The 23,171-nt window shown below is 73.5% G+C and carries 20 protein-coding genes; 3 read left to right on the forward strand and 17 right to left on the reverse strand.

What is annotated here, in order from left to right; genetic code table 11:
- Window positions 1-247: 247 nt before the first annotated feature.
- The 10 genes from KUM38_RS17125 to infC all read right to left on the reverse strand — a co-directional run bounded on the left by KUM38_RS17125 (window position 248) and on the right by infC (window position 11,664).
- Window positions 248-793: an NUDIX hydrolase gene (locus KUM38_RS17125; protein ID WP_217130244.1), complete on the reverse strand. Its 546-nt coding sequence runs from the start codon at window positions 791-793 to the stop codon at window positions 248-250.
- 145 nt (window positions 794-938) lie between these two features.
- Window positions 939-2,279, reverse strand: a complete 1,341-nt coding sequence (locus KUM38_RS17130; RefSeq protein ID WP_217130245.1) for a transcriptional regulator — start codon at window positions 2,277-2,279, stop codon at window positions 939-941.
- 253 nt (window positions 2,280-2,532) lie between these two features.
- Window positions 2,533-3,642 (reverse strand): PP2C family protein-serine/threonine phosphatase, encoded by a 1,110-nt coding sequence (locus KUM38_RS17135; RefSeq protein ID WP_217130246.1) that lies wholly within the window; start codon window positions 3,640-3,642, stop codon window positions 2,533-2,535.
- Between the two features lie 368 nt (window positions 3,643-4,010).
- Entirely contained in the window at window positions 4,011-6,587 is a 2,577-nt protein-coding gene (gene pheT, locus KUM38_RS17140; protein WP_217130247.1) for a phenylalanine--tRNA ligase subunit beta, read from the reverse strand.
- Window positions 6,587-7,708, reverse strand: a complete 1,122-nt coding sequence (gene pheS / locus KUM38_RS17145) for a phenylalanine--tRNA ligase subunit alpha (RefSeq protein ID WP_217130248.1) — start codon at window positions 7,706-7,708, stop codon at window positions 6,587-6,589. Before pheS ends, pheT begins: the two co-directional genes overlap by 1 nt.
- A 146-nt stretch (window positions 7,709-7,854) precedes the next feature.
- Window positions 7,855-8,991, reverse strand: coding sequence for an ATP-binding protein (locus tag KUM38_RS17150; protein ID WP_217130249.1), 1,137 nt, complete (start codon window positions 8,989-8,991; stop codon window positions 7,855-7,857).
- A 92-nt stretch (window positions 8,992-9,083) separates the two neighbouring features.
- Window positions 9,084-9,944 carry an RNA methyltransferase gene (locus tag KUM38_RS17155; RefSeq protein ID WP_217130250.1) on the reverse strand — a complete coding sequence of 287 codons (861 nt, stop codon included), beginning with the start codon at window positions 9,942-9,944 and terminating at the stop codon, window positions 9,084-9,086.
- Window positions 9,945-10,225: 281 nt separating this feature from the next.
- Entirely contained in the window at window positions 10,226-10,609 is a 384-nt protein-coding gene (gene rplT / locus KUM38_RS17160) for a 50S ribosomal protein L20 (RefSeq protein WP_004933571.1), read from the reverse strand.
- Window positions 10,610-10,704: 95 nt separating this feature from the next.
- Window positions 10,705-10,899, reverse strand: coding sequence for a 50S ribosomal protein L35 (gene rpmI / locus KUM38_RS17165; protein WP_004933563.1), 195 nt, complete (start codon window positions 10,897-10,899; stop codon window positions 10,705-10,707).
- A gap of 111 nt (window positions 10,900-11,010) precedes the next feature.
- On the reverse strand, window positions 11,011-11,664 hold the full coding sequence (infC, locus tag KUM38_RS17170) for a translation initiation factor IF-3 (protein ID WP_217130446.1): 654 nt from the start codon (window positions 11,662-11,664) through the stop codon (window positions 11,011-11,013).
- Window positions 11,665-12,059: 395 nt separating this feature from the next.
- Between infC and KUM38_RS17175 the strand changes: the two genes are divergently transcribed.
- The gene (locus KUM38_RS17175) at window positions 12,060-12,437 is read left to right on the forward strand and encodes a DUF1844 domain-containing protein (RefSeq protein WP_217130251.1); all 378 of its coding nucleotides are present in this window, start codon (window positions 12,060-12,062) and stop codon (window positions 12,435-12,437) included.
- Between the two features lie 4 nt (window positions 12,438-12,441).
- Here KUM38_RS17175 and KUM38_RS17180 read toward each other — a convergent pair whose 3' ends face one another.
- Complete coding sequence (locus KUM38_RS17180) at window positions 12,442-13,173, reverse strand: SseB family protein (RefSeq protein ID WP_217130252.1); 732 nt, start codon at window positions 13,171-13,173, stop codon at window positions 12,442-12,444.
- Between the two features lie 118 nt (window positions 13,174-13,291).
- Between KUM38_RS17180 and KUM38_RS17185 the strand changes: the two genes are divergently transcribed.
- A complete protein-coding gene (locus KUM38_RS17185; RefSeq protein WP_217130253.1) occupies window positions 13,292-14,305 on the forward strand; it encodes a serine hydrolase in 1,014 nt (337 codons plus the stop codon).
- On the opposite strand, the gene mycP is transcribed toward KUM38_RS17185, so the two are convergent.
- Entirely contained in the window at window positions 14,290-15,474 is a 1,185-nt protein-coding gene (gene mycP, locus KUM38_RS17190) for a type VII secretion-associated serine protease mycosin (protein WP_217130254.1), read from the reverse strand. The two genes, KUM38_RS17185 and mycP, sit on opposite strands and share 16 nt — an antisense overlap.
- Window positions 15,471-17,180: a hypothetical protein gene (locus KUM38_RS41905; protein ID WP_254397311.1), complete on the reverse strand. Its 1,710-nt coding sequence runs from the start codon at window positions 17,178-17,180 to the stop codon at window positions 15,471-15,473. The genes mycP and KUM38_RS41905 overlap by 4 nt, the downstream gene beginning before the upstream one ends.
- 227 nt (window positions 17,181-17,407) lie before the next feature.
- Here KUM38_RS41905 and KUM38_RS17200 point away from each other — a divergent pair, with 227 nt between their 5' ends.
- Window positions 17,408-18,610, forward strand: coding sequence for an amino acid deaminase/aldolase (locus tag KUM38_RS17200; protein WP_217130255.1), 1,203 nt, complete (start codon window positions 17,408-17,410; stop codon window positions 18,608-18,610).
- A gap of 24 nt (window positions 18,611-18,634) precedes the next feature.
- Here KUM38_RS17200 and KUM38_RS17205 read toward each other — a convergent pair whose 3' ends face one another.
- Genes KUM38_RS17205 through KUM38_RS17220 form a run of 4 tightly spaced genes read right to left on the reverse strand, consistent with a single transcriptional unit; the run spans window position 18,635 to window position 23,085 of the window.
- Complete coding sequence (locus KUM38_RS17205; RefSeq protein ID WP_217130448.1) at window positions 18,635-19,516, reverse strand: DUF2510 domain-containing protein; 882 nt, start codon at window positions 19,514-19,516, stop codon at window positions 18,635-18,637.
- 27 nt (window positions 19,517-19,543) lie between these two features.
- Window positions 19,544-20,326, reverse strand: coding sequence for a 3-oxoacyl-ACP reductase (locus tag KUM38_RS17210; protein WP_217130256.1), 783 nt, complete (start codon window positions 20,324-20,326; stop codon window positions 19,544-19,546).
- 6 nt (window positions 20,327-20,332) lie between these two features.
- On the reverse strand, window positions 20,333-21,706 hold the full coding sequence (locus KUM38_RS17215) for an aldehyde dehydrogenase (RefSeq protein ID WP_217130257.1): 1,374 nt from the start codon (window positions 21,704-21,706) through the stop codon (window positions 20,333-20,335).
- Between the two features lie 8 nt (window positions 21,707-21,714).
- Complete coding sequence (locus KUM38_RS17220) at window positions 21,715-23,085, reverse strand: glutamine synthetase family protein (protein WP_217130258.1); 1,371 nt, start codon at window positions 23,083-23,085, stop codon at window positions 21,715-21,717.
- Between the last annotated feature and the right edge of the window lie 86 nt (window positions 23,086-23,171).

The following is a 23,171-nucleotide window of genomic DNA, read 5'->3' on the forward strand; positions in this document are numbered from 1 at the left end:
CCTTCATCCCCGAAGACCATCACCGGCAGGCCACTGATCGGCCCCGGCGCCGCTAGCGTAGTCATTCGTCCTGGAGTTCGGGACCGCTGATCGAAGTCTCCTCCAAGGTCTCCACAGGACGTGGCCCGGGGGCCGGCGAGCCGGTGGTGCGTCCGACGGCCCGGCCGGGCGGCATGGGCGGCTCGGGCTTTCGCACGTGCCGAGACCCCGTGAGGGCCCGACACCCGAGGGTGCCGGGCCCTCGGTGTCAGGGCCTGCCGTCCTGGCCGAGCCTGAGGTGGTGCAGCAGGAGTAACGCCGCCGCCATGCCGGCGGCCGGGACCTCGCCGGCGGCGACCAGGTCGGGGACCACTTTCAGGGGCACCCACTCCCGGCGGTCCGACTCGAAGTCGTCCACGGGGTGTCCGACGTACTCGCCCTCGTCGGACCAGTAGATGTGGTGCCGGGCGTCGGTGAGGCCGTTGGACGGCTCCACGCTCATCAGGTGGTGCAGCGGCCCCGGCCGCCAGCCGGTCTCCTCCTCCAGTTCCCGCGCGGCGGCCCCGGCGACGTCCTCGCCGTCCTCGACCACGCCGGCCGCGAGTTCCCACCCCCAGCTGTCGGTGATGAAGCGGTGGCGCCACAGCAGGAGGACCTCGTTGGCCTCGTTCACCACCGTGGCCACGGCGACGGGCCTCAGCCGGATGAGGAAGTGATCGAGATGCCGGCCGTCCGGCAGTTCGACATCCGCGAGATTGACGCTGAGCCAGCGATTTGAGTACACGGTCTGTTCGTTCTGCTTCGTCCACTGCACGGTTCTGCCACCTTCCGACGGGTAAGGGGCAATATCGCAGCAGCGGTGGTCCGGCAGGCAGGCGCACGGGAGGCCGCCCGCGGTGCAGCGACGGGCGCGGCGGAGGCGCGCGGCCGGGCACGGGGGCCCTTGGCCCGCGCCCGCGCTACAGCGGTACGCGCAGTGCCCCGTCGATGAGTTCGGCCGCCTCGGCGGTGCCCGCGCAGCCGCTGCGGACGAGGTGCTCGCGCACCTCGCGCAGTCTGTCCCGCAGCCGCTGCGACTCCATTCCCCGGGCCTGCTCGGCCATCCGCACCGCGATGGCCACCGCCTTGTCGGCATTGCCCTGGCGCAGTTCGATGGTGCTCAGCATGGCCAGCCGGTGCACCCGGCCCCGGTCGTGCGCGGGGGTGTCCACGGCCGCCGCCGCGTGTTCCCCGGCCGCCGCCAGCTCGCCGAGGCTGAGCAGCGCCTCCGCCACCTGGACGTTGACCAGGCCGGGCTGGACATAGCCGGTCTCGTCGGGTTCGGTTCCACGCCGGATCCGCTCGGCGGCCCGCTCGGCCCGCCGGATGCGGGACAGCGCGGCGGTGCCGTCGCCGAGGTGCGCGTACGCCTTGGCCTGCATCGCGTACAGGTCGGAGGCGAGGGCCGGGGTGATGTGGGTGCCGGCGGCGCGCAGCGCGGCCTCCGCGAAGGCGACGGCCTGCCGGTACTCCCGCAGGTACAGCGACTGGTTGACGAGCAGCGCGATCACATAGGCGCCGAATCCCCGGTCGCCGCTGGCCTTCGCCAGCCGCAGCGCCTGGTGGAAGTAGCGCTGGGCGAGGCCGTGCGCGTCGGAGTCGTACGCGCAGATGCCGGCGACCGCCACCAGGCCGCCGGTGGCCCGGTGCAGTTGGCGGCCGGTGGCGTCGGTGTAGCCGCCGCGCAGCAGCGGGGCGGCCTCGGCGTTGAGGAAGCCGACGATCCGGGCGCGGGTCGCGACGCCGCCCGCCTTGCGGTACATCTGCTCGTAGTGGGTGCGGGCGGTGCGCAGCATGTCGAGGTCGCCGGAGGTGACCCGGTGCCGGCCGCCGCGGGAGACGTCCACGTCCTCGGGCGGGTTCTCCCACTCCCACACGGGCATGACGGCGGGCGTGCCGGTGACGGCGGGGGCGCCGAGTATGTGCGGGCGCCGCTGCTGGTCGGAGCGCCACAGCGCGGTGGCCCGCTCGACGAACCCGCAGAGCGAGCCGGTGTGCGGGGCGGACGGCTCGCCGGGCACGCCGAGGCCGATGTCGTCGAGGGTGACCTGGCGGTGCAGGCGGGCGGCGAGCACCTCGCAGATCAGGTCGGGCACCTGGCCCCGGGGCCGCTGTCCCTTCAGCCACCGGGCCACGGCGGTGTGCTCGTAGCGGAGCGACAGACCGCGCGCCCGGCCGGCCTGGTTGACGTGCGCGGCCAGGCCCGCGTGCGAGATCCCGGCCTCGTCCAGGATCGCGTCGAGCAGAGTATTGGGCTGCATTCCAGGCCCCCCGGTGGCTCGGTGCCGGACAGAGTAGTGGCTGCGCGTTCACACGGGGTGTGAACGGAGTGCCCGAATCCGCAGTGTGCGCGCACTGTCGCCGAACGTGTCCGGCCGGTTGACTGAAATGCCTCGAAAGAGGCCGGCCGGGCCGCCGGCTCCCCCTCATACAGTGCGGCGGCCCGTTTCCACGCCGTCCGCCCTGCTGCCTGCCCGACACTCCGTGGCGGGACGGACGGCGTGGCGCCGCCGGTCACGCCGGGGACTGGAGGTGACCCGTCGGGTGCGGGTGCGCGGTGGCCGGCCGCACGGTGGCGCGCATTCCGGTGGGGGTGCTCCCCACATGCCGCTCGTTCCTCAGGATGAGCAGGGCCACGTCGTCCTTCGGCGGGCCGGCGGTGTGCCGCAGCAGTGCCGTGAGGACCGTGCGCAGCACGGACCGGGCGGTGAGCGGGTGCTCGCGCGCGGCCTCGGTGAGGACGTCCCGCAGGGGGAAGAACCGGCCCTCGGCGTCCCGTGCCTCCTCGGCTCCGTCCGTGTGCAGGACGAGTGCGTCGCCGGGCAGCAGGGCTCCGCAGGGGACGGCGGGCAGCTCGGACGGCAGCGGGAACGGGCCGAGCGGCGGGAGCGGATCGGTGCGGGCGAGCGGTTCGGCCCGTGCGCCGGTCAGCAGATACGGCCAGGGGTGGCCGCAGTTCAGGGCCCGCACTCCCCCGTCCGGGAGGATCTCCAGCAGCAGGACGGTGACGAACTCCTCGCCGGGCGGGCCGTCCTGGGCGGCGCCCGCCGGGTCGTGCCCGCCGTGGACCCGCTCCCTCAGGTGCCGGGCCATCGCCCGCTCCAGCCGGCGCAGCACACCGGCGAGTTCGGCCTCGTCGTGGGCGGCCTCGCGGAAGCTGCCGAGGACGGCGGCGGCGGTCCGTACGGCTCCGAGTCCGTGCCCGCGGACGTCACCGATGACGGCCCGTACGCCGTGCTCGGTGGCGACCACCTCGTACAGGTCGCCGCCGATCCGGGCTCCCGGGTCGGCGGAGAGGTGGACCGCGGCGGCGGCCAGGCCGTCGATCCGCGCGGGCGGGGGCCGCAGCAGCGCGCTCTGCGCCTCCTCCGCGACCCGGCGGGCCCGCCGCAGTTCGCGCAGCAGTCGGCGCCGCACGTGCATCACCAGGCCGGTGACGATCGCGCACATCACGGCGCTGCTGACGAGGCGTGCGCCGAGGGCGGCGTCGTGGGCGAGCGGGCAGGCCAGCCGGTAGGCGACCGCGGTGGCGCCCAGGGCCGTGGGCACCGCGAGGGTGGGCACCCGTGAGGACAGGAACCGGGGTGGCACCCTGCGGGGAGCCCCAGGCTTGAAGCGGATCATGCCGATGGCCCCCCATATAGGCCCGGACAGCGCAGACCGGCCTCGAGAGGCCGGTCTGATTCTGTCGACCATATGGCCTGATCCGGACGTATCACCTCGAATAGTCACCCGAACGAGTGAGGTGACCGGCGGGATGAGGGGAACGGGGGGTGCGGGAGGCGCATGTCACGCCCCCGCACCCCCCGGGACCCGGCGGTTATCGGCCCCGCGGACCGGCTTCGGTGCGCTTGGCTGCGCGGGCGGGTGCGGGGCAGGGGGGTCGCCCCCGCCGCCCCTTCCCTTCCCGTCCCTGGGGGCTGCGCCCCCAGCCCCCCTTTGTCCTCAAACGCCGGACGGGCTGATCGTGCCGGACGGGCTGAAACGGGGCGCTAGCCCCTCAGGACCGCTCCGGTGCGGTCGCCCGCGAGGGTGACCGCCGATTCGCGGGCCGCCGAGGCCTCGTCGACGGTCAGCGTGCGGTCGGTCGCGCGGAACCGCAGCGCGTACGCCAGGGACTTGCGGCCCTCGCCCAGCTGCTCGGCGTTCTCGTACACGTCGAACAGGCGGATGGACTCCAGCAGTTCACCGGCGCCCTCGCGCAGCGCCGCCTCGACGTCCGAGGCGGGCACGAACGCGTCGACGACCAGCGCGACGTCCTGCGTGGCGACCGGGAAGGTGGAGATGCCCGGCGCCTGCGGGATGCCGTCGCCGACCTGCTCCAGGGCGTCCAGGTCCAGCTCCATCGCGCAGGCGCGCGCGGGCAGGCCCAGGGCCTTCAGGACGCGCGGGTGCAGCTCACCGGCGTGGCCGATGACGCGCTCGGCGCCGTCGACGGTGACGGTCAGCTCGGCGCAGCGGCCCGGGTGCCACGGCCCGTACTGGCCCTTGCGGACGCCCAGTTCGGCGCCGGCCTCACGGGCGACGGTCCGGGCGGCCTCGACCGCGTCGGCCCAGTCGGCGGTGCGGCCCTTGCCCCACCAGCCGGCCTGCTCGCGGGCGCCCGCCAGTACGACGGCGACGTGCCGCGGCTGGTGGGGCAGCGCGGCGTTCAGCGCGGCGATGTCGTCCTCGCTGGGGCGCCGGTCGACGGACAGGTTCGCGGCGACCCGCTGCTCCTCGCGCGGCTGGAAGACCAGGCCGGTCTCGAACAGCGCGAGGTCGTGCGAGCCCCGGCCGTCGTTGCGGCGCAGCGCGCCGAGCAGGCCCGGCAGCAGCGAGGTGCGCAGCGCGGGCTCCTCGTCGCTGAGCGGGTTGACCAGCTTGACGACGCGGCGGGCCGGGTCGTCGGCCTCCAGGCCGAGCTGGTCGAAGACCTGCTCGCTGACGAACGGGTAGTTCGGCGCCTCGACGTAACCGGCACCGGCCAGGGCCCGGCCGATACGGCGGTGCAGGCGCTGGCGGGCGGTCAGACCGCGGCCGGCCGGCGGCTTGGGCAGCGTGGAGGGCAGGTTCTCGTAGCCCTCCAGGCGGATGACCTCCTCGGCCAGGTCGTTGGCGTCGGCGAGGTCGGGCCGCCAGGACGGCACGGTGACGATCAGCTCGTCCTTCCCGCCCGTCGCCCGACCACCACCCCCCAACGACGCGTTCCACGCGGCAGAACTTCCATAAACGTCGCAGCCGACCTCCTGGAGGCGGCGTACGACGGTCTCCCGGCCGTACGTCACCCCCGCGACCTTGTCCGGGTGGTCGGCGGGGACCGTGACGGTGTGCGGCGCGGTCGGGGCGATGACCTCGGTGACACCGGCCTCGGCGGTGCCGCCCGCGAGCAGCACCAGCAGGTCGACGGTGCGCTGCGCGGCAGCGGCGGCGGCCTGCGGGTCGACGCCGCGCTCGAAGCGGCGGGACGCCTCGGAGGACAGCTTGTGGCGACGGGCGGTGCGCGCGACGGACACCTGGTCGAAGTGGGCTGCCTCGATCACCACGTCGGTCGTCGAGTTCCCGCCGTTCTCGGCGGCGTCGTGGTCGGCGATCTCCGTGTTGGCGCCGCCCATGACACCGGCGAGCCCGATGGGGCCGCGGTCGTCGGTGATGACGAGGTCCTCGGCGTGCAGCTTCCGCTCGACGCCGTCGAGGGTGACGATCTTCTCGCCCTCCGCGGCACGGCGCACGCCGATGGTGCCCTGGACCAGGGAGCGGTCGTACGCGTGCAGCGGCTGGCCGAGCTCCATCATCACGTAGTTGGTGACGTCCACGGCGAGCGAGATCGGGCGCATGCCGACCTTCTGCAGCCGGCGCTTCAGCCAGATCGGGGAGCGCGCCTCGGGGCTGAGGCCGGTCACCGTACGGGCGGTGAAGCGGTCGCAGCCGACCGGGTCGGAGACCTTCACCGGGTAGCCGAAGGCGTTCGGTCCCGGCACGTCGAGGAGCGCCGGGTCGCGCAGCGGCAGGCCGTAGGCGATGGCGGTCTCGCGGGCGACACCGCGGAGGGACAGACAGTCGCCGCGGTTGGCGGTGACGGCGATGTCCAGGACCTCGTCGACCAGTTCGAGGAGCTCGATGGCGTCCTTGCCGACCTCGGTCTCCGGCGGCAGCACGATGATGCCGTGCGTGCCGTCGTCGCCCATGCCCAGCTCGTCGCTGGAGCAGATCATGCCGTGGGAGGTCTTGCCGTACGTCTTGCGCGCGGAGATCGAGAAACCGCCGGGCAGGGTGGCGCCGGGCAGGACCACGACGACCTTGTCGCCGACGGCGAAGTTGCGGGCGCCGCAGACGATCTCCTGGGGCTCGCCGGTGCCGTTGGCCTGTCCGACGTCGACGGTGCAGAAGCGGATCGGCTTCTTGAAGCCCTCCAGCTCCTCGATGGTCAGCACCTGGCCGACGACGAGGGGGCCCTTGAGGTCGGCGCCGAGGTGCTCGACGGTCTCGACCTCGAGCCCGGCCGAAATGAGCTTGGCCTGTACGTCACGGCCGGTCTCCGTCGCCGGCAGGTCGACGTACTCCCGCAGCCAAGAAAGCGGGATCCGCATCAGATCTCCATCCCGAACGGCCGGGTGAACCGGACGTCACCCTCGACCATGTCTCGCATGTCCTCGACGTTGTGGCGGAACATCAGCATCCGCTCGATGCCGAACCCGAAGGCGAAGCCGCTGTACTTCTCGGGGTCGACGCCGCAGGCGGTGAGCACCCGCGGGTTGACCATGCCGCAGCCGCCCAGCTCGATCCAGCCCTCGCTGGAGCAGGTGCGGCAGGGGCGGTCGGGGTTGCCGACGGACGCGCCCTTGCAGACGTAGCAGAGCATGTCCATCTCGGCGCTCGGCTCGGTGAAGGGGAAGAAGTTCGGCCGCAGCCGGGTCTTCATCTCCGCGCCGAACAGCGACTGGACCATGTGGTCCAGGGTGCCCTTGAGGTCCGCCATGGTCAGGCCCTCGTCGATCGCGAGCAGCTCGACCTGGTGGAAGACGGGGGTGTGCGTGGCGTCCAGCTCGTCGGTGCGGTACACGCGGCCGGGGCAGATCACGTAGACCGGCAGCTCGCGGTCGAGCGCGGAGCGGATCTGCACGGGCGAGGTGTGGGTGCGCAGCACCACGCCGGACTCGGTGCCGCCGTCCGGGCCCCGCACGAAGAAGGTGTCGGCCTCGCCGCGGGCCGGGTGGTCCGGGCCGATGTTCAGGGCGTCGAAGTTGAACCACTCGGCCTCGACCTCGGGGCCCTCGGCGACCTCGTAGCCCATGGCCACGAAGATGTCCTCGATGCGCTCCGACAGCGTGGTGAGCGGGTGGCGGGCGCCGGCCCGGACGCGGTCGTAGGGCAGCGTGACGTCCACCGCCTCCTCGACCAGGACGCGCGCGTCGCGCTCGGCCTCGAGTTCGGCCTGGCGGGCGGCGAGGCCCTTGTTCACGGCACCGCGCGCCTGTCCCACCCGCTTGCCGGCCTCGGCCTTGGCGTGCGGGGGCAGGGCGCCGATCTCGCGGTTGGCGAGGGACAGCGGGGAGGTGGGGCCGGTGTGGGCGACCTTGGCCTCGTGGAGGGCGTCGAGGGAGTCCGCGGCGGCGAAGGCGGCGAGCGCCTCGTCCCGCATGCGCTCGATCTCTTCCGGTTTCAACGTCTCGACCTCGACAGGGTCGTACGACTTATTGGGTGCCGACATCTCTTCCCGTGCTTCCGATTGGCTGGCTGATGGTCCCCGTACCGACTCGTGGACGGTGCGTCCAGGTTTTCGGGACACAAAGGTGCCAAAGGCCGAGTCTAACGGGGTGAGGGAACGCGAATGCGCCCGTGGGACCTTCGGACCTCTCAGGTGAGATACGCCGGTGCCGCCACGGGCAACGTAAATCGGAACTCGGCGCCGCCGCCGGGGGCGCGTCCGACCGTGATGGTGCCGCCGTGGGCCTCGACGATGCCCTTGACGATGTACAGCCCGAGGCCCGTCCCGCCGCGCTTGCTGCCCCGCCAGAAGCGGGTGAAGACGCGGTTCATGGACTCCTCCGGAATGCCGGGCCCCTCGTCGCTCACCGTGACCGACGTACCGACGTCCTCCCGTTCGCGGGGGGACGCCGAGGGCGTGATGTCAATCGTGACGGTTCCCTCGCCGTGCCGCACCGCATTTTCCAGCAGGTTGCCCAGCACCTGGTCGATCTTGTCGGGGTCGGCCCACAGGTCGGGCAGCGGGTGCTGCACCCGCAGCAGGAAGCGGTCGGCCTGCTGCCCGGCGGCGACGTGGGCCTGGATGTGCCGTCCGACGGCGGCCCCGATGTCGACGGGCTGGCGGCGCACCTCCAGGCGCCCGGAGTCGATGCGGGATATGTCGAGCAGCTCGGCGATGAGCCGGGTGACCCGGTCGGCGTCGGCGTCGACGGTCTCCAGCATCAGCCGTTTCTGGTCGTCGGTGAACCGCTCCCACTTGGCGAGCAGGGTGGCGGTGAAGCCCTTGACGGAGGTGAGCGGGGAGCGCAGTTCGTGGGCGACGGTGGCGATCAGCTCGGCGTGGCTGCGCTCGGTGCGGCGCCGGGCCTCGGTGTCGCGCAGGGTGACGACGACGCGGCGGACGGGGCCGGTGGGTGCGGCGCGGACGTAGCGGGCGGAGACGAGGACCTCCCGGCCTCCGGGGAGCAGCAGGTTGCGTTCGGGCTGGCGGACGCGGATGGCGAGGCCGCCGTAGGGGTCGGTGAGCTGCCACCAGCGGCGGCCCTCCAGGTCCTCTAACGGCAGGGCCGTCTCCAGCGGCCGGCCGAGGGCCCGCTCGGCGGGGACGGCCGTGATGCGGACGGCTGCCGCGTTGAAGCAGATCACCCGTCCGTGTTCGTCGGCGACGACCAGTCCGTCGGGCAGCTGGTCGGGGTCGATGCCGAGTTCGGCGAGATCACCGGGCCGGGGCGCGGGCGGGCGCGCCGCCCGTTCTGCTCCCGGTGCGCTGCTCGTGCCGACGCTCATCCCCGTACCCCACCTCTCGGAACGTCCTCGGGGCGCCCCGTGCTCGAGCCCTGCCGAGAGCTTGGGGGAGGGTCCCCGAGCTGGTCACCCTACTAGTTCCCGGTGACGGAGCGGCACCCTCCGGCGGCGCGCTGTGCACGCGCCGACGCGTAGAGACATACGGCGGCGGCGGTGGCGAGGTTCAGGCTCTCCGCCTTTCCGTGGATGGGGACGCGGACGACGGCGTCGGTGAGGGCGCGGGTCTCCTCGGGCAGGCCCCAGGCCTCGTTGCCGAAGACCCAGGCGGTGGGCCCGCCCATGGTGCCCTTGTCGAGCTCGTCGTCGAGGTCGCGGTCCCCGGCGCCGTCGGCGGCGAGCAGCCGCACGCCCGCGTCCCGCAGCCCGGTCACGGCCTGTGCGACGGGGACGCCGACGGCGACCGGAAGATGGAACAGGGAGCCGACGGAGGCGCGTACGGCCTTGGGGTTGTACAGGTCGACGGAGGCGTCGGTGAGGACGACGGCCTCGGCTCCGGCGGCGTCGGCGCACCGCAGCACGGTGCCGGCGTTCCCGGGGTCGCGCACGTGGGCGAGGACGGCGACGAGCTTGGGCCGGGCGGCGAGGATCTCCTCGAACGGCGTGTCCAGGAACCGGCAGACGCCGACCAGCCCCTGCGGAGTGACGGTGGTGGAGATGTCGGCGATGACGTCCTCGGAGGCGAGGTGCACCCGGGCCCCGGCGTCCCGCGCCGCCCCGACGATGTCGGCGTACCGCTCGGCGGCCTCGACGGTGGCGAACAGCTCGACGAGCGTGCCGGCGTTCCCGGCGCGATGCCCGGCCGCCTCCCGCACGGCCTGCGGCCCCTCGGCGAGGAACAGCCGCTCCTTCCCCCGGAAGTTCCGCTTGCCGAGCCGCCGGGCGGCGGACACACGGGGCGAGCGGGGGGAGATCAGCTCGGGGCTGACGGGAGGCATCTTCTTCACCTTCGGGAGAATCACAACGTGCGGCGCTTCTTGGGACTGGGACAACAGTGTCGTCCCCTGGCGTCGGCGTGATGCGGCTGCCGTGGAAGCGGGCGTCGCCGCAATTCCCAGGGGCGCGGGGCTGTATCGACATGCGGCTTTGCCGCGTGGGCGCGACCGGCCACAACGGACCTGCGGCCGAACGACGGCCGACGACCTGGCAACAACAGGACCCGCAAGCTGCGAAGCCTGCGGGTCCTGGAAAGTCACGTCGGCTCAGAGCCGGCGCGGCGTCACGCGGCCTTGGGCGCGTTCACGTCCGCCGGCAGCGCCTTCTGCGCGACCTCGACGAGCGCGGCGAACGCCGTCGCGTCGTTGACGGCCAGCTCCGCCAGGATCTTGCGGTCGACCTCGACGTTCGCGGCCTTCAGACCCTGGATGAAGCGGTTGTACGTGATGCCGTTGGCGCGGGCGGCGGCGTTGATGCGCTGGATCCACAGCTGGCGGAAGTCACCCTTGCGCTTCTTGCGGTCGTTGTAGTTGTAGACCAGCGAGTGGGTGACCTGCTCCTTGGCCTTGCGGTACAGGCGCGAGCGCTGACCGCGGTAGCCGGAGGCCTGCTCGAGGATCGCCCGGCGCTTCTTGTGGGCGTTGACTGCCCGCTTGACGCGTGCCACTTGTTAACTCCTTGTAGCGGGGCCGTGGTTGTCCTCACACGGCCCGGAAACGATTGGGTCCCGGTGTGGGTGGATCAGGCGCTGGGCGCCCGGTCTCACTTGCCGAGAAGCTTCTTGATCTTCGCGGCGTCGCCCGGGGCCATCTCGGCGTTGCCGGTGAGGCGACGCGTCACGCGGGACGACTTGTGCTCGAGCAGGTGGCGCTTGCCGGCGCGCTCACGGAGCACCTTGCCGGAGCCGGTGACCTTGAAGCGCTTGCTGGCACCGCTGTGCGACTTGTTCTTCGGCATAGCGCCGTTCTCTCCTCGTCGGTGGCGCTCCGGTGCCCGGCCATGAGAACCGGGCACGGTGGAGCGTCGTACTTGTATCGGTTACGTCCTGGGGACTCGCGTCCCCCGGGGTCACGCCTCGGCGGAAGCCTCGGCCGGAGCGTCGGCGTTCGCGGCGTCGGGGTCCGCGGCGTTCATCGAGCGGCCGGGGTTGGCCTTCGCCTCCGCCTTGCGGGCTTCCTGCGCCTGGCGAGCCTCGGCCATCGCCTCGGTCTTCTTCTTGTGCGGACCGAGGACCATGATCATGTTGCGGCCGTCCTGCTTCGGGTTCGACTCCACGAAGCCGAGGTCCTGGACGTCCTCCGCGAGACGCTGCAGCAGTCGGTAGCCGAGCTCCGGCCGGGACTGCTCGCGACCACGGAACATGATCGTGATCTTGACCTTGTCGCCCTGCTTGAGGAACCGGACGACGTGACCCTTCTTGGTGTCATAGTCGTGCGGGTCGATCTTCGGCCGGAGCTTCATCTCCTTGATGACCGTGTGCGCCTGGTTCTTGCGCGCCTCACGGGCCTTCATGGCCGACTCGTACTTGAACTTCCCGTAGTCCATGAGCTTGCACACGGGCGGACGGGCGTTCGCCGCGACCTCGACGAGGTCGAGGTCGTACTCCTGCGCAAGCTCCAGGGCCTTGGCAAGCGGGACAATCCCGACCTGCTCGCCGCTGGGACCGACAAGTCGCACCTCGGGAACGCGAATCCGGTCGTTGATGCGGGGCTCGGCGCTGATGGATCCTCCTCGGTAGCACCACGCGACGGTCTGGCGGACAGCCGCGTAACGTCTGTGTTCGTGAGACCTAACCGCGCCGGAGCAAAGAAAATGCCCCGGACGATCACAGGCGGGGTTCCTCGAACTACCGGAACACCGCCGCGATGATCACGGGGCGCACTTTCGGGCGGATCGCCGCCTCGGGACGGGACCGCCTGACCGGTGACCCGCCGCCCTGAGGGCGGTCAGGTGGGAGTTCGAAGCCTCCACTTGTGGGCCGGGCTCGTGAGCCGCGAGGCATACGGGTCCGACCGGTCGTTACACAAGGTTAGCAGCTCCCGGCGGGGCGCACCAACCGGCCGTCTCCCGCCTCCTGCTGTCAAGGGGGTCGTCCCGCTGCGCCTATCGTGTGGGGCATGAGTGACACCTCCCCCTCGGACACCCCCGAGACCCCCGGCAACCCCGACTTCGACGCCATGGCCCGCGACATCGCCGAGGTCCCGGCCGTCGAGGTGATCGTGACGGTCGCCGTCAACCTGATGAGCGCCGCCGCCGTGAAGCTCGGTCTGTCCGAGGAGGGCGACAAGTTCAAGGACCTGGACGAGGCCCGCAAGCTGGTGCACGCGCTGGCCGGTCTGCTGGACGCCTCCGCCACGGAGATCAGCTCGTTCCACGCGGCGCCGCTGCGCGACGGCCTGAAGTCGCTCCAGCTGGCGTTCCGCGAGGCCTCCCTGGTCCCGGACGAGCCCGGCCAGGGCCCGGGCGAGAAGTACACCGGGCCGCTCTACGGCTAGGACGTCAGGGACGCACGTACAGGGGCTCGCCCGGGGGCGTGGTCCCGGCCGGCAGGACTGCCAGGTCGAGGCCGCGCACCAGGCGGGCCCTCAGCGTTTCGTCGGCGGCGAGCCGCTGGGCCACGGCGCGGGCGGCCTCGGCGACGGGGGCGTCCGGGCCGAGGACGAGGGCGAGAGTGCCGTCGGCCTGCCCGGGCCCGAGGTGGGCGCGCAGCACGGCGGGCTCCGCGGCGACGGCGGCCCGTACGGCCTCGATGACGGCCGGGTCGGCGAGCGGGTCGGTGCTCGTGCGGCCCTCGGCGAGTGCGAGCAGCGTGGGACCGGTCAGTTCGAAGGGCACAGGGCCGGACACGTCCAGGACGACCGTGTCCGCCTTCTCGTGCGCGGCGGCCTGCAGGGCCTGGTGCAGCGGTACGGCGACGGGGCGGGCCGCCGGGTCCCAGCGGGCGAGCGACTCGGTGGACGTGAAGGCGGGCAGGGCGGTGCGCCCACCGGCCTTCAGGGTCGGTACGGCCATGTCGCTGGTCTTCTCGCGGCGCAAGCCGTTCTCGTCCTCCTCCACCTCGCCGAGCAGGGCCACGACGGGGACGAGCAGCCGGGCGCCCTTGAGCGCCTCCAGGACGGGGCCGACGGCGTCGCCGTCCTCGGCCCAGGCGGCGAGCGCGGCGCTCAGCCGGGGGTCGGCGGAGCCGTCGTCGTCGCGGAACGGGGAGTCGGGAATGTTCTTGTTCGCCACGGTCACCGACCCTATCGGGGAAGAACAGAGCGTTCCTCGGACGCCTTCCATTGACTTTTAAGCCAGGTCTCACTCCAGCACTACAATCCGCACAGCCGATGTACCGATCATTGCGGGCATGCCCTCCCACAGCGGACCACCGCGGCACCGTCGTGCCCGACGGTCGCAGCATCGCGGCCGTCGTGCCCGACGGCCGCGGCGTCGCGCCCTGCTGCCCCTCGCGCTCACCCTGATCGTCGTCGGGGGCGGCGCGACGGCCGGTGTGATGTACATGGGCGCGTGGACGCGTCCGCGGGCGGAGCCCGTGTCCCCGTCGGCGTCCTCGTCGGTCTCGCGGGCGGCGGACAAGGAGGAAGCGGTGGAGAGCGCGACGAACGCGGCGGTGGACCGGGGCGCACTGCTGGCGACGGCCATGAAGTCGGTGGCCGTGGCGGACGGCACCGAGGTGTCGGTGGTGGTGCTCGACCAGGACTCCGGGGAGTCGGCCTCGTACGGGGCGGGCGCCTTCGACACGGCGAGCATCGTCAAGGTCGACATCCTGGCGGCGCTGCTGCTCCAGGCGCAGGACGCGGGGCGGACACTGACCGCCGAGGAGAAGACGTACGCCGCCGACATGATCGAGAACAGTGACAACGACTCCACGTCGGCGCTGTGGCGGGCGATCGGGACGGCGGACGGGCTCGACGCCGCGAACGAGCGGTTCGGGCTGACGGAGACGGTGGGCGGGGACGGTCCCGTGTGGGGGGTGACGCAGACCACGGCCGCCGACCAGATCGCGCTGCTGCAACAGGTGTTCGGCACGGAGGGCTCAGAGCTGAGCGAGGCCTCACGGGCGTATGTGCGGGGGCTGATGGAGCGGATCGCCGTGGGGCAGCGGTGGGGTGTGTCGGCGGCGGCCGACGGTGCGGCGTGGGCGTTGAAGAACGGCTGGCTGCGGCGCAGCACCACCGGGCTGTGGGTGGTCAACAGCATCGGGCGGGTGACGGCAGGAGGCCACGACTACCTGGTGGCGGCGCTGTCGCAGGGCAACGCGACCCAGGAGACGGGGATCGCGCTGACCGAGGCCGCGGCGCGGGCGGCGGTGTCCGTGTTCACCGGGGACGGCGCGGCGGGGGGTCAGACCTCGTCGTAGCGGGTGCGGCGGCCGCGCCAGAGGACCACCGCGGCGACCAGCAGCACGCCGCCGGCGCTGCCCGCCAGGGGGGCCGCCCAGTCGGCGGTGTCGTCGTCGGAGTCGGCGGTGTCCGGGCCGGGACCGAAGTACTTCTCGCCGTACGCCGCCGGCTTCAGGCCCTCCGGCTCCAGCCGGGACGCGGCCTCGATCGCGGCGGCCGGGTCGATGAAGCCGAAGCCGCGGGAGTCGTCGCGGCCGTCGGCGGGGGCGTTGCGGGCGGTGTCCTCCAGGAGCCGCTTGATCTGGGCCGGGGTCAGGTCCGGGTGGGCCGCCTTGACCAGGGCGACGGCGCCGGAGACGAACGCGGCGGCGGCGCTGGTGCCCCAGCCCTCGTAGTACTTGTGGTCGGGCGCGGCGATGATCACGTCGACGCCGGGGGCGCTGACCGTGGCGTACCAGCGGCGGGTGGAGAACGGGGCGCGGGTGCCGTAGCGGTCGACGGCGGTGGCGGCTATGACGCCCGGGTAGGCGGCCGGGTAGGAGATGTGGTCGCCCTTCTCGCCGCCGTTCCCGGCGGAGGCGACGACGGTCACGCCCTTGCGCAGGGCGTACTGGATGGCCTGGTCCTCGCCGGGTTCGGGGTGCGCGGAGGCGGAGTCGTCGCCGAGGGAGAGGTTGATGACGTCGGCGCCGTGGTCGGCGGCCCAGCGGATGCCCTCGGCGAGGGCGTTGCCGCGGGTCTTGCGGGCCTCGGCGCGGGAGGGGTCGTCGTCCTCCAGGATCACGCGGACGGGGAGGATCTTCGCCTCGGGCGCGATGCCCATGACGCCGTCGGCGTTGCCGGGGCCGTGTCCGTGGCCGGCGATGATGCCGGCCATGGAGGTGCCGTGGAGGGCCCAGGCGCGGTCGCCCTCGCTCGCGCCGAAGCCGACGAGGTCCTTGCCGGTGAGGACGTTGCCGTCGAGGTCGGGGTGGTCGGCCTCGACGCCGGTGTCCAGGACGGCGACGGTGACGCCCGCGCCCTTCGTGGTCCGCCACGCCTCCTCGGTGTGCATGGCCTCCAGGGCCCACTGCCGGGCGCGGATGCCGTCGGCGTGCGCGGCGGTGGCGGGGACGAGCACGAGGGCGGTGGCGAGGAGGCCGCCGAGTGCCGCCGTGGCGGGACGCCGACCGGTGACGGGCCTCATGACGGCTGCTCCGTGGGGGTGCCGGCCTTCTTGCGCAGGCCGCGTTCGACGCGGTCGGCGAGGCCCTGGGCCTCGTGGCCGAGGCCTGCCTGGGCGGGGGCGGTGGTGGCTCCGGACTCCATGGCGTCCTCGGCGGGTTGCGGGGTGTCGACGCTGCGGCCGTCGGCCCACCCGGAGACGGCGTAGACGACGACGGGCGCGTCCGTGAGGACGGAGATCGCCCAGGAGGCGCGCTGTCCGGCGCCGAAACCGGCGGCGGCGGTGCCCTTCGCCGCGTACGGCAGGGGCATCAGGTCGGTACGGCGGTCCAGGCGCTCGGCGTCGAAACGGCGGGCGAGGGAGGTCATGCCGGCGGCGTCGGCCTCGGTGAACAGCAGGCCGACGGTGGTGACGTGGCTCTGGGTGGCGTCGGTGTAGGTGGCGCGCAGCAGACGCTCGCAGCCGACGGGGGCGAGGACCTTGCGCAGCAGGGCGTCGAAGGCGTCCTCGCAGCCGCTGTCGGGGGCCACGGCGATACGGGTCCAGGACCGGTCGGCGCCGCCGGGGCCCGCGCCCTCGCCCTGCAGGGTGGGCGGGAACAACTGGTCGACCGGGACGTCGTGCCACATGTCCTGGGCGGCGGCGAAGCCGTGCCGGGTGCCCGGCCCGTCGGAGTCCCCGGCGAGCCAGCTCCCGGTGACGGCACCGCCGATGAGTCCCGCCCCGAGGACGAGGCAGGCGGCGGCCGCGACGGCCTGCGCCCGTCCCCGCCGTCCGAGGGGGCGCGGCCGCGCCCCCTCGTCGTACCCCTCCGGCTCCCCGAACGACACGACGGGCCGCCCCGCTCCGGGCGTACCGCCCGGCGCCGTGGGGGCGCTCCAGGAGAGTGCGGGATCGGGCGCGTGCGCCGGGTCCGTCCCGGCGCCCGGCCGCGCGTCCGGGGCCCGGTCGCCGGGACCGGGCCGCCACGCGGGGCGGGGGGTACGGGCGGGCGCGTGCGCCGGGCCCGCCTCGGAGCGGCCCGCGCCGCCGGTGCCCGGGCGCGCGCCGGACGCCGGGGTCGTGCCCGGACGGCGCGCTTCGTCCGTGCCCGGCCGTGCGGGCGGCACGGCGCGCAGGCGGGTGGTGGTCTCCGACGGGGTCTCGGGAGGGGTGGCCGTGCCGCGTGCGGTGGGCTGCGGCGGTACGGAGCGTGAGCCGGCCGGGGACCCCGTGCCGCGCCCGGCGGCCGGCGGCGCGTCGGGGAAGCGGGCGGAGGCACGCGGAGGCGGGGGCGCCACCGGCCCCGTACCGGCGGGCACACCGTCGCCGAAGCCCGGAAAGCGCGGCCGGGGCGCCGGGCGGCCGGCGTCACCGACGCCCGTACCGTCCCGCCCGGCGTCCCCGGCCGACGGGTGCGAGGTCTCACGGACCTCGAACGCACCGGATCCGCCGGAGGTCCGTCCACGGGGTTCGGGCGCGGCCGAGCCGCCGCGGCCGCCGGCCGGCGGGTGGGACGGCGCGGGCGGGACCGGGGCGCCGGAGGCGGGTTCGCCGGGCGTGCCGGCCGGGGGGCGGGACGGTTCGCGGGGGTCGAAGGGGCCGGAGCCGCCCGAGGTGCGGCCTCGGGGGCCGACGGGACTCTCCGGTTGCTCCGTGCCGGTCTCCGCCGGCCCCGGCGGATGCGCGGGGCGCGGAGGGACGGTGGGGCGCGGGGGGTGGGAGGCGCGGCGCGCTTCCGTGCTCATGCACCCCCCGTTTCGTCGCGCCCGCCCGGCACGGACTCGTCCCGGGCACAGATACCCGCACGGACGGCGCGTCATCCCGGCACGGCCCTCCGGCCGGCCCCGTTCCGCCGTGCGTGCGCGTCACTCTACGGCGTGGTCCGCGTCGGACGGGAACCAGTCCGCACGGCCGCGGCATCTGCCCGGAACATCCCCTACCGTGCGGTAATCCCGTCTGGCAGGCTGCGCCCATGACTGCGCGCGCCGCCGACCGGGCCCGTTACGACAGGGCCACCGCCCACCTCGACGCCCCCTTCGCGATCGTGGACCTGGACGCCTTCGACGCCAACGCGGACGATCTGGTCCGCAGGGCCGGCGGGAAGCCGGTCCGGGTCGCGAGCAAGTCCGTACGCTGCCGCGCGCTGCTCGAACGGGTCCTCGCCCGGGACGGTTTCGCGGGCGTCATGTCGTTCACGCTCGCCGAGTCCCTGTGGCTGGCCCGCTCCGGTTTCGACGACGTCCTGCTGGCCTACCCCTCCGCCGACCGCGCCGGCTACGCCGAGCTCGCCGCCGACCCCAAGCTCGCCGCCGCCGTCACGGTCATGGTCGACGATCCGGCGCAGCTGGACCTGATCGACGCCTCACGCGCGGGCGGCGGTGAAGTGGTGCGCGTCTGCCTGGAGCTGGACACGTCCCTGAGGCTGTTCGGCGGGCGGGTGCGGATCGGCGCCCGGCGTTCCCCGCTGCACTCCCCCGCCCAGGTCGCCGAGTTCGCGCGGGCGGTGGCCCGCCGGCCCGGGTTCGCGGTCGTCGGGATCATGGCGTACGAGGGCCATGTGGCCGGTGTCGGCGACGCGGTGGCCGGACGGCCGCTGCGGTCGCGTGCGGTACGGCTGATGCAGGCCGCCGCACGCCGTGAACTCGCCGAGCGGCGGGCCGCGGTGGTGCGGGCGGTGCGGGAGGTCGTACCGGATCTGGAGTACGTCAACGGCGGGGGCACGGGCAGCGTGCAGCACACCGCCGCGGAGGACGCGGTCACCGAGATCGCGGCCGGTTCGGGGCTGTACGTGCCGCGCCTGTTCGACAACTACACGTCGTTCAGCGGGCGTCCGGCGGCCCTGTTCGCCCTGCCCGTCGTACGGCGGCCCGGTGTCGGCGTGGTGACGGTGCTGGGCGGGGGCTATCCGGCGTCCGGCGCGCCCGGCGCGGACCGGCTGCCGGTGCCGTGTCTGCCCGAGGGGCTGCGGTACGACGCTCAGGAGGGGCCGGGCGAGGTGCAGACGCCGCTGCTGGGCTCGCCCGCCGACGATCTGCTGATCGGCGACAAGGTGTGGTTCCGGCACGCCAAGGCGGGCGAGCTGTGCGAGCGGTTCGACGCGCTGCACCTGGTGGAGGGCGACGCGGTGACGGCGACCGTGCCGACGTACCGGGGCGAGGGGCACACGTTCCTCTAGGGGTCCGCGCGTTCCTTCGGCGGCTCAGTCCGTCGGGCCGATGCTGCTGCCGACGCCGCCGCCGGAGGCCGGGTCGGTGACCGAACGGATGCCCTTGGTGATGCGGTCCATGTCGGCCGGGGGCGGGCCGTCCTCGCCGGCGTCGAAGACGTAGCGGACGAGGACCGGGGACCCGGTGCCGACGCTGGAGGGGAACACCAGCGACTGCACGTAGCCGCCGGGCCCCTCGACGGTGGTGACGCGCCAGCGCACGAAGTACCCGGCGCGGCCCGCCACCGCGACCGGGCCGGACTTCACGACCTCGTGGGACTCCAGGCCGCCGTAGGGGCGCCGGCCGAGGACGTCCTCGTCGAAGGCCTCTTCGGCCGCGTCGGAGACGTCCTCCTCGGCGAGCGCCTCGGGCGAGGTCTCGTCGTTCTCGGTGACGGTGCGGGAGATGACGAGGCCGTGCCGGCAGACGGTGCCGTCGCCGGGGCAGTCGTAGGTGCCGTCGGTGGTCATGACGACGTCGTCCTGGGTCACGTTCTCGGGGCGGACCCAGCCGTCGAGGAGCGGGAAGGTGATCCCGTTGAGCTGGTCCTCGACGACGTCCGGGTCCTCGGCGGGCGCCTCGGACGTGGACGGGGGCTCGGGGGCCGGTGTGGTGGCCGTCGGACCGGTGCGCGTCTCCGGGTCGCCGTCGTCCCCGCCGAGGAGCACCGCGCCGGTGACGATCGCCGCGACCAGCACGGCACCGGCGGTGGTGAGGGCGATCGCCTTGACGCGTCCGGTGCCGCCCGTGGGCGGGGCCGGCGGCACGGCGGGAGCCCCGGGCGTGCGCCGGTGCCCGGTCCAGGCCGTGCCGTCCCACCAGCGTTCCAGGTGCGGGGCGTGCGGGTCGCGGTACCAGCCGGGCGGGGGCGTCATGCTCATCCGGGCACTGTAGGGCGAACGCTAGAGCGGTGTGACGTACGCCCCCGAGATCCCGCCGTCCACCAGGAAGTCGGTGGCGTTGACGAAGGAGGAGTCGTCGCTGGCCAGGAAGGCGACGGCGGCGGCGATCTCCTCGGCCTCGGCGAACCGGCCGAGCGGGATGTGCACCAGGCGGCGGGCCGCGCGCTCGGGGTCCTTGGCGAACAGCTCCTGCAGCAGCGGGGTGTTGACCGGGCCGGGGCACAGGGCGTTGACGCGGATGCCCTCGCGGGCGAACTGCACGCCGAGTTCCCGGGACATGGCGAGGACGCCGCCCTTGGAGGCGGTGTACGAGATCTGGCTGGTGGCCGCCCCCATCCGGGCCACGAACGACGCGGTGTTGATGATGGAACCCTTGCCCTGGCGCCGCATGTAGGGGATGGCCGCCTTGCAGCACAGGTAGACGGAGGTGAGGTTGACCTCCTGGACGCGTTTCCAGGCGTCGAGGCCGGTCTCCAGGATGGAGTCGTCGTCGGGCGGGGAGATACCGGCGTTGTTGAAGGCGATGTCGACGCTGCCGTAGGTGTCGTACGCGGCCTTGAACAGGGCCTCGACCTGCTCGGGGTCGGTGACGTCGACGCCGACGAAGATGCCGCCGGTCTCCTCGGCGGCGGCCTTGCCGCGTGTCTCGTCCACGTCCCCGCAGACGACGTGGGCGCCCTCGGAGGCGAGTCGGCGGGCGGTGGCGAGGCCGATGCCGCTGCCGGCTCCGGTGACGACGGCGGTGCGGCCGGCCAGTCGGCGGCAGATGGTCTCTTCGCTCATGTGCGGTCAGGCCTCCGTGCTGATGAAGACGTTCTTGGTTTCGGTGAAGGCGCTCAGCGCGTCCGGGCCGAGCTCGCGGCCGACGCCGGACTGCTTGAACCCGCCGAAGGGGGTCCAGTAGCGGACGCTGGAGTGGGAGTTGACGGACAGGTTGCCCGCGCGCACCGCCCGGGAGACGCGCAGGGCGCGGCCGACGTCCCGGGTCCAGATCGATCCCGAGAGCCCGTAGTCGGTGGCGTTGGCCAGGCGTACGGCGTCGGCCTCGTCGTCGAAGGGGAGGACGACGGCGACGGGGCCGAAGACCTCCTCGACGGCGACGCGCGCGCGGGGGTCGACGCCGGTGAGGACGGTGGGCGGGAACCAGTAGCCGGGGCCCTCGGGGGCCTTGCCGCGGATGCCGTCGAGGCCGTCGGTGGCGTAGGAGCGGACGCGGGCGAGCTGGCCGGCGGAGATCAGCGGGCCCATCTGCGTGTTCTCGTCGGCCGGGTCGCCGACCCGGACCGCCTCGATCGCGGGGGCGAGCAGCTCCAGGAACCGGTCGTGCGCGGAGCGCTGGACGAGGATGCGGGTGCGGGCGCAGCAGTCCTGTCCGGCGTTGTCGAGGAAGGACATGGGGGCGGCGGCCGCGGCGGCCTCCAGGTCGGCGTCGGCGAAGACGATGTTGGGGCTCTTGCCGCCGAGTTCGAGGGTGACGCGCTTGAGGTGTGCCGCGCCCTTGGCCCACACCTGTCTGCCCACGGCCGTCGACCCGGTGAACACGATCTTGGCGACGCCGGGGTGTTCCACGAGGGCGTTTCCGGCGACGGGACCGTGTCCGGGCAGCACCTGGAACAGGTCCTCGGGGAGCCCTGCCGTCAGGGCGAGCTCGGCCAGGCGCAGGGCGGTGAGGGGGGTGGTCTCGGCGGGTTTGAGGAGCACCGCGTTGCCGGCGGCGAGGGCGGGTGCGGTGCCCCAGGCCGCGATGGGCATCGGGAAGTTCCAGGGGGCGATCACGCCGACGACGCCGAGCGGTTCGAGGAAGGTGACGTCCACGCCGCCGGGGACCGGGATCTGGCGGCCGGTGAGGCGTTCCACTCCCCCGGCCGCGTAGTCGAGCAGGTCGCGGACGTTGCCCGCCTCCCAGCGGGCGTTGCCGAGGGTGTGGCCGGCCTCGCGGACCTCCAGGCGGGCCAGTTCCTCGAGGTGCGCGTCGACCGTGGCGGCGAACCGGCGCAGCAGCCGGGCCCGGTCACCGGGGGCGAGGGCGGCCCAGGCGGTCTGCGCGCGGGCGGCGCGTACGACGGCCGCGTCGACGTCGGCGGCGGTCGCGGCCGGGACGGTGGCGATCACCTCCTCGGTCGCGGGGTTGCGTACCTGGAGCTCGGAGGGCTGGTCGGACAAGGAGGGCCTCACATGCGTTCGAAGGAGCGGCGCAGTTCCCAGTCGGTGACCGCGGCGTCGAAGGCGTCGGTCTCGACGCGCGCCATGTTGCGGTAGTGCGCGACGACCTCGTCGCCGAAGGCCGCCTTGGCGATCGCGCTGTTCTCCCACAGCTCGGCGGCCTCGCGCAGGGTGGTGGGGACGTGCTCGAAGCCGGCGGTGTAGGCGTTGCCGGGACAGGGGTCGGGCAGCTCCAGCTTCCGCTCGACGCCGTACAGCCCGGCCGCGACCATGCCGGCCACGGCGAGGTGCGGGTTGACGTCGCCGCCGGGCAGCCGGTTCTCGAACCGCAGGGAGCGGCCGTGGCCGACCACCCGCAGGGCGCAGGTGCGGTTGTCGTGCCCCCAGGCGACGGCGGTCGGGGCGAAGGAGCCCGGCTGGAACCGCTTGTAGGAGTTGATGTGCGGGGCGTAGAGCAGGGAGAACTCGCGGAGCGCGGCGAGCTGCCCGGCGAGGAAGTGGCGCATGACCTCGGACATGGCGTCCGGCTCCTCGGCGGAGTCCGGCATGGCGCTGTCACCGTCGAGGTCGGCGAGGGAGAGGTGGATGTGGCAGGAGTTGCCCTCGCGCTCGTTGTACTTGGCCATGAAGGTGAGCGAGACGCCCTCCTGGGCGGCGATCTCCTTGGCGCCGGTCTTGTAGATCGCGTGCTGGTCGCAGGTGACCAGGGCCTCGTCGTAGCGGAAGGCGATCTCGTGCTGGCCGGGGTTGCACTCGCCCTTGGCGGACTCCACGGTGAGTCCGGCGCCGGCCATCTCGTTGCGGATGCGGCGCAGCAGGGGCTCGATGCGGCCGGTGCCGAGCACCGAGTAGTCGACGTTGTACTGGTTGGCGGGGGTGAGCCCGCGGTAGCCGGCGTCCCAGGCCTGTTCGTAGGTGTCCTTGAAGACGATGAACTCCAGCTCGGTGCCGACCTGGGCGGTGTAGCCGAGGGCGGCGAGGCGGTCCAGCTGGCGGCGCAGTATCTGCCGGGGGGCGGCGGCGACCGGGGTGCCGTCGGCCCAGGCGAGGTCGGCGACGACCATGGCGGTGCCCTCGTTCCAGGGCACCCGGCGCAGGGTGTCGAGGTCGGGGTACATGGCGAAGTCGCCGTAGCCGGTCTCCCAGGAGGACATGGCGTAGCCGTCGACGGTGTTCATGTCGGCGTCGACGGCGAGCAGGTAGTTGCAGCCCTCGGTGCCGTGCCGGAGCACCTCGTCGAGGAAGAAGCGCGCGGCGAACCGCTTGCCCTGGAGCCGCCCCTGCATGTCGGGGAAGGCCAGGACGACGGTGTCGATCTCACCGCCGGCGACGAGGGCGTGCAGCTCCTCGACGGAGAGCGGGGGTGTGCGGTCTGCCACGGGAGAGCCTCCTCGGCTTCTTCGGGCTTCTTCGGGCTTCTTCGGTCGAGCCGGGAGCCATAAGGTATTGCCGAGAACCATTGCTT

The sequence above is a fragment of the Streptomyces sp. AC558_RSS880 genome, from assembly GCF_019049255.1.
GTDB lineage: Bacteria > Actinomycetota > Actinomycetes > Streptomycetales > Streptomycetaceae > Streptomyces.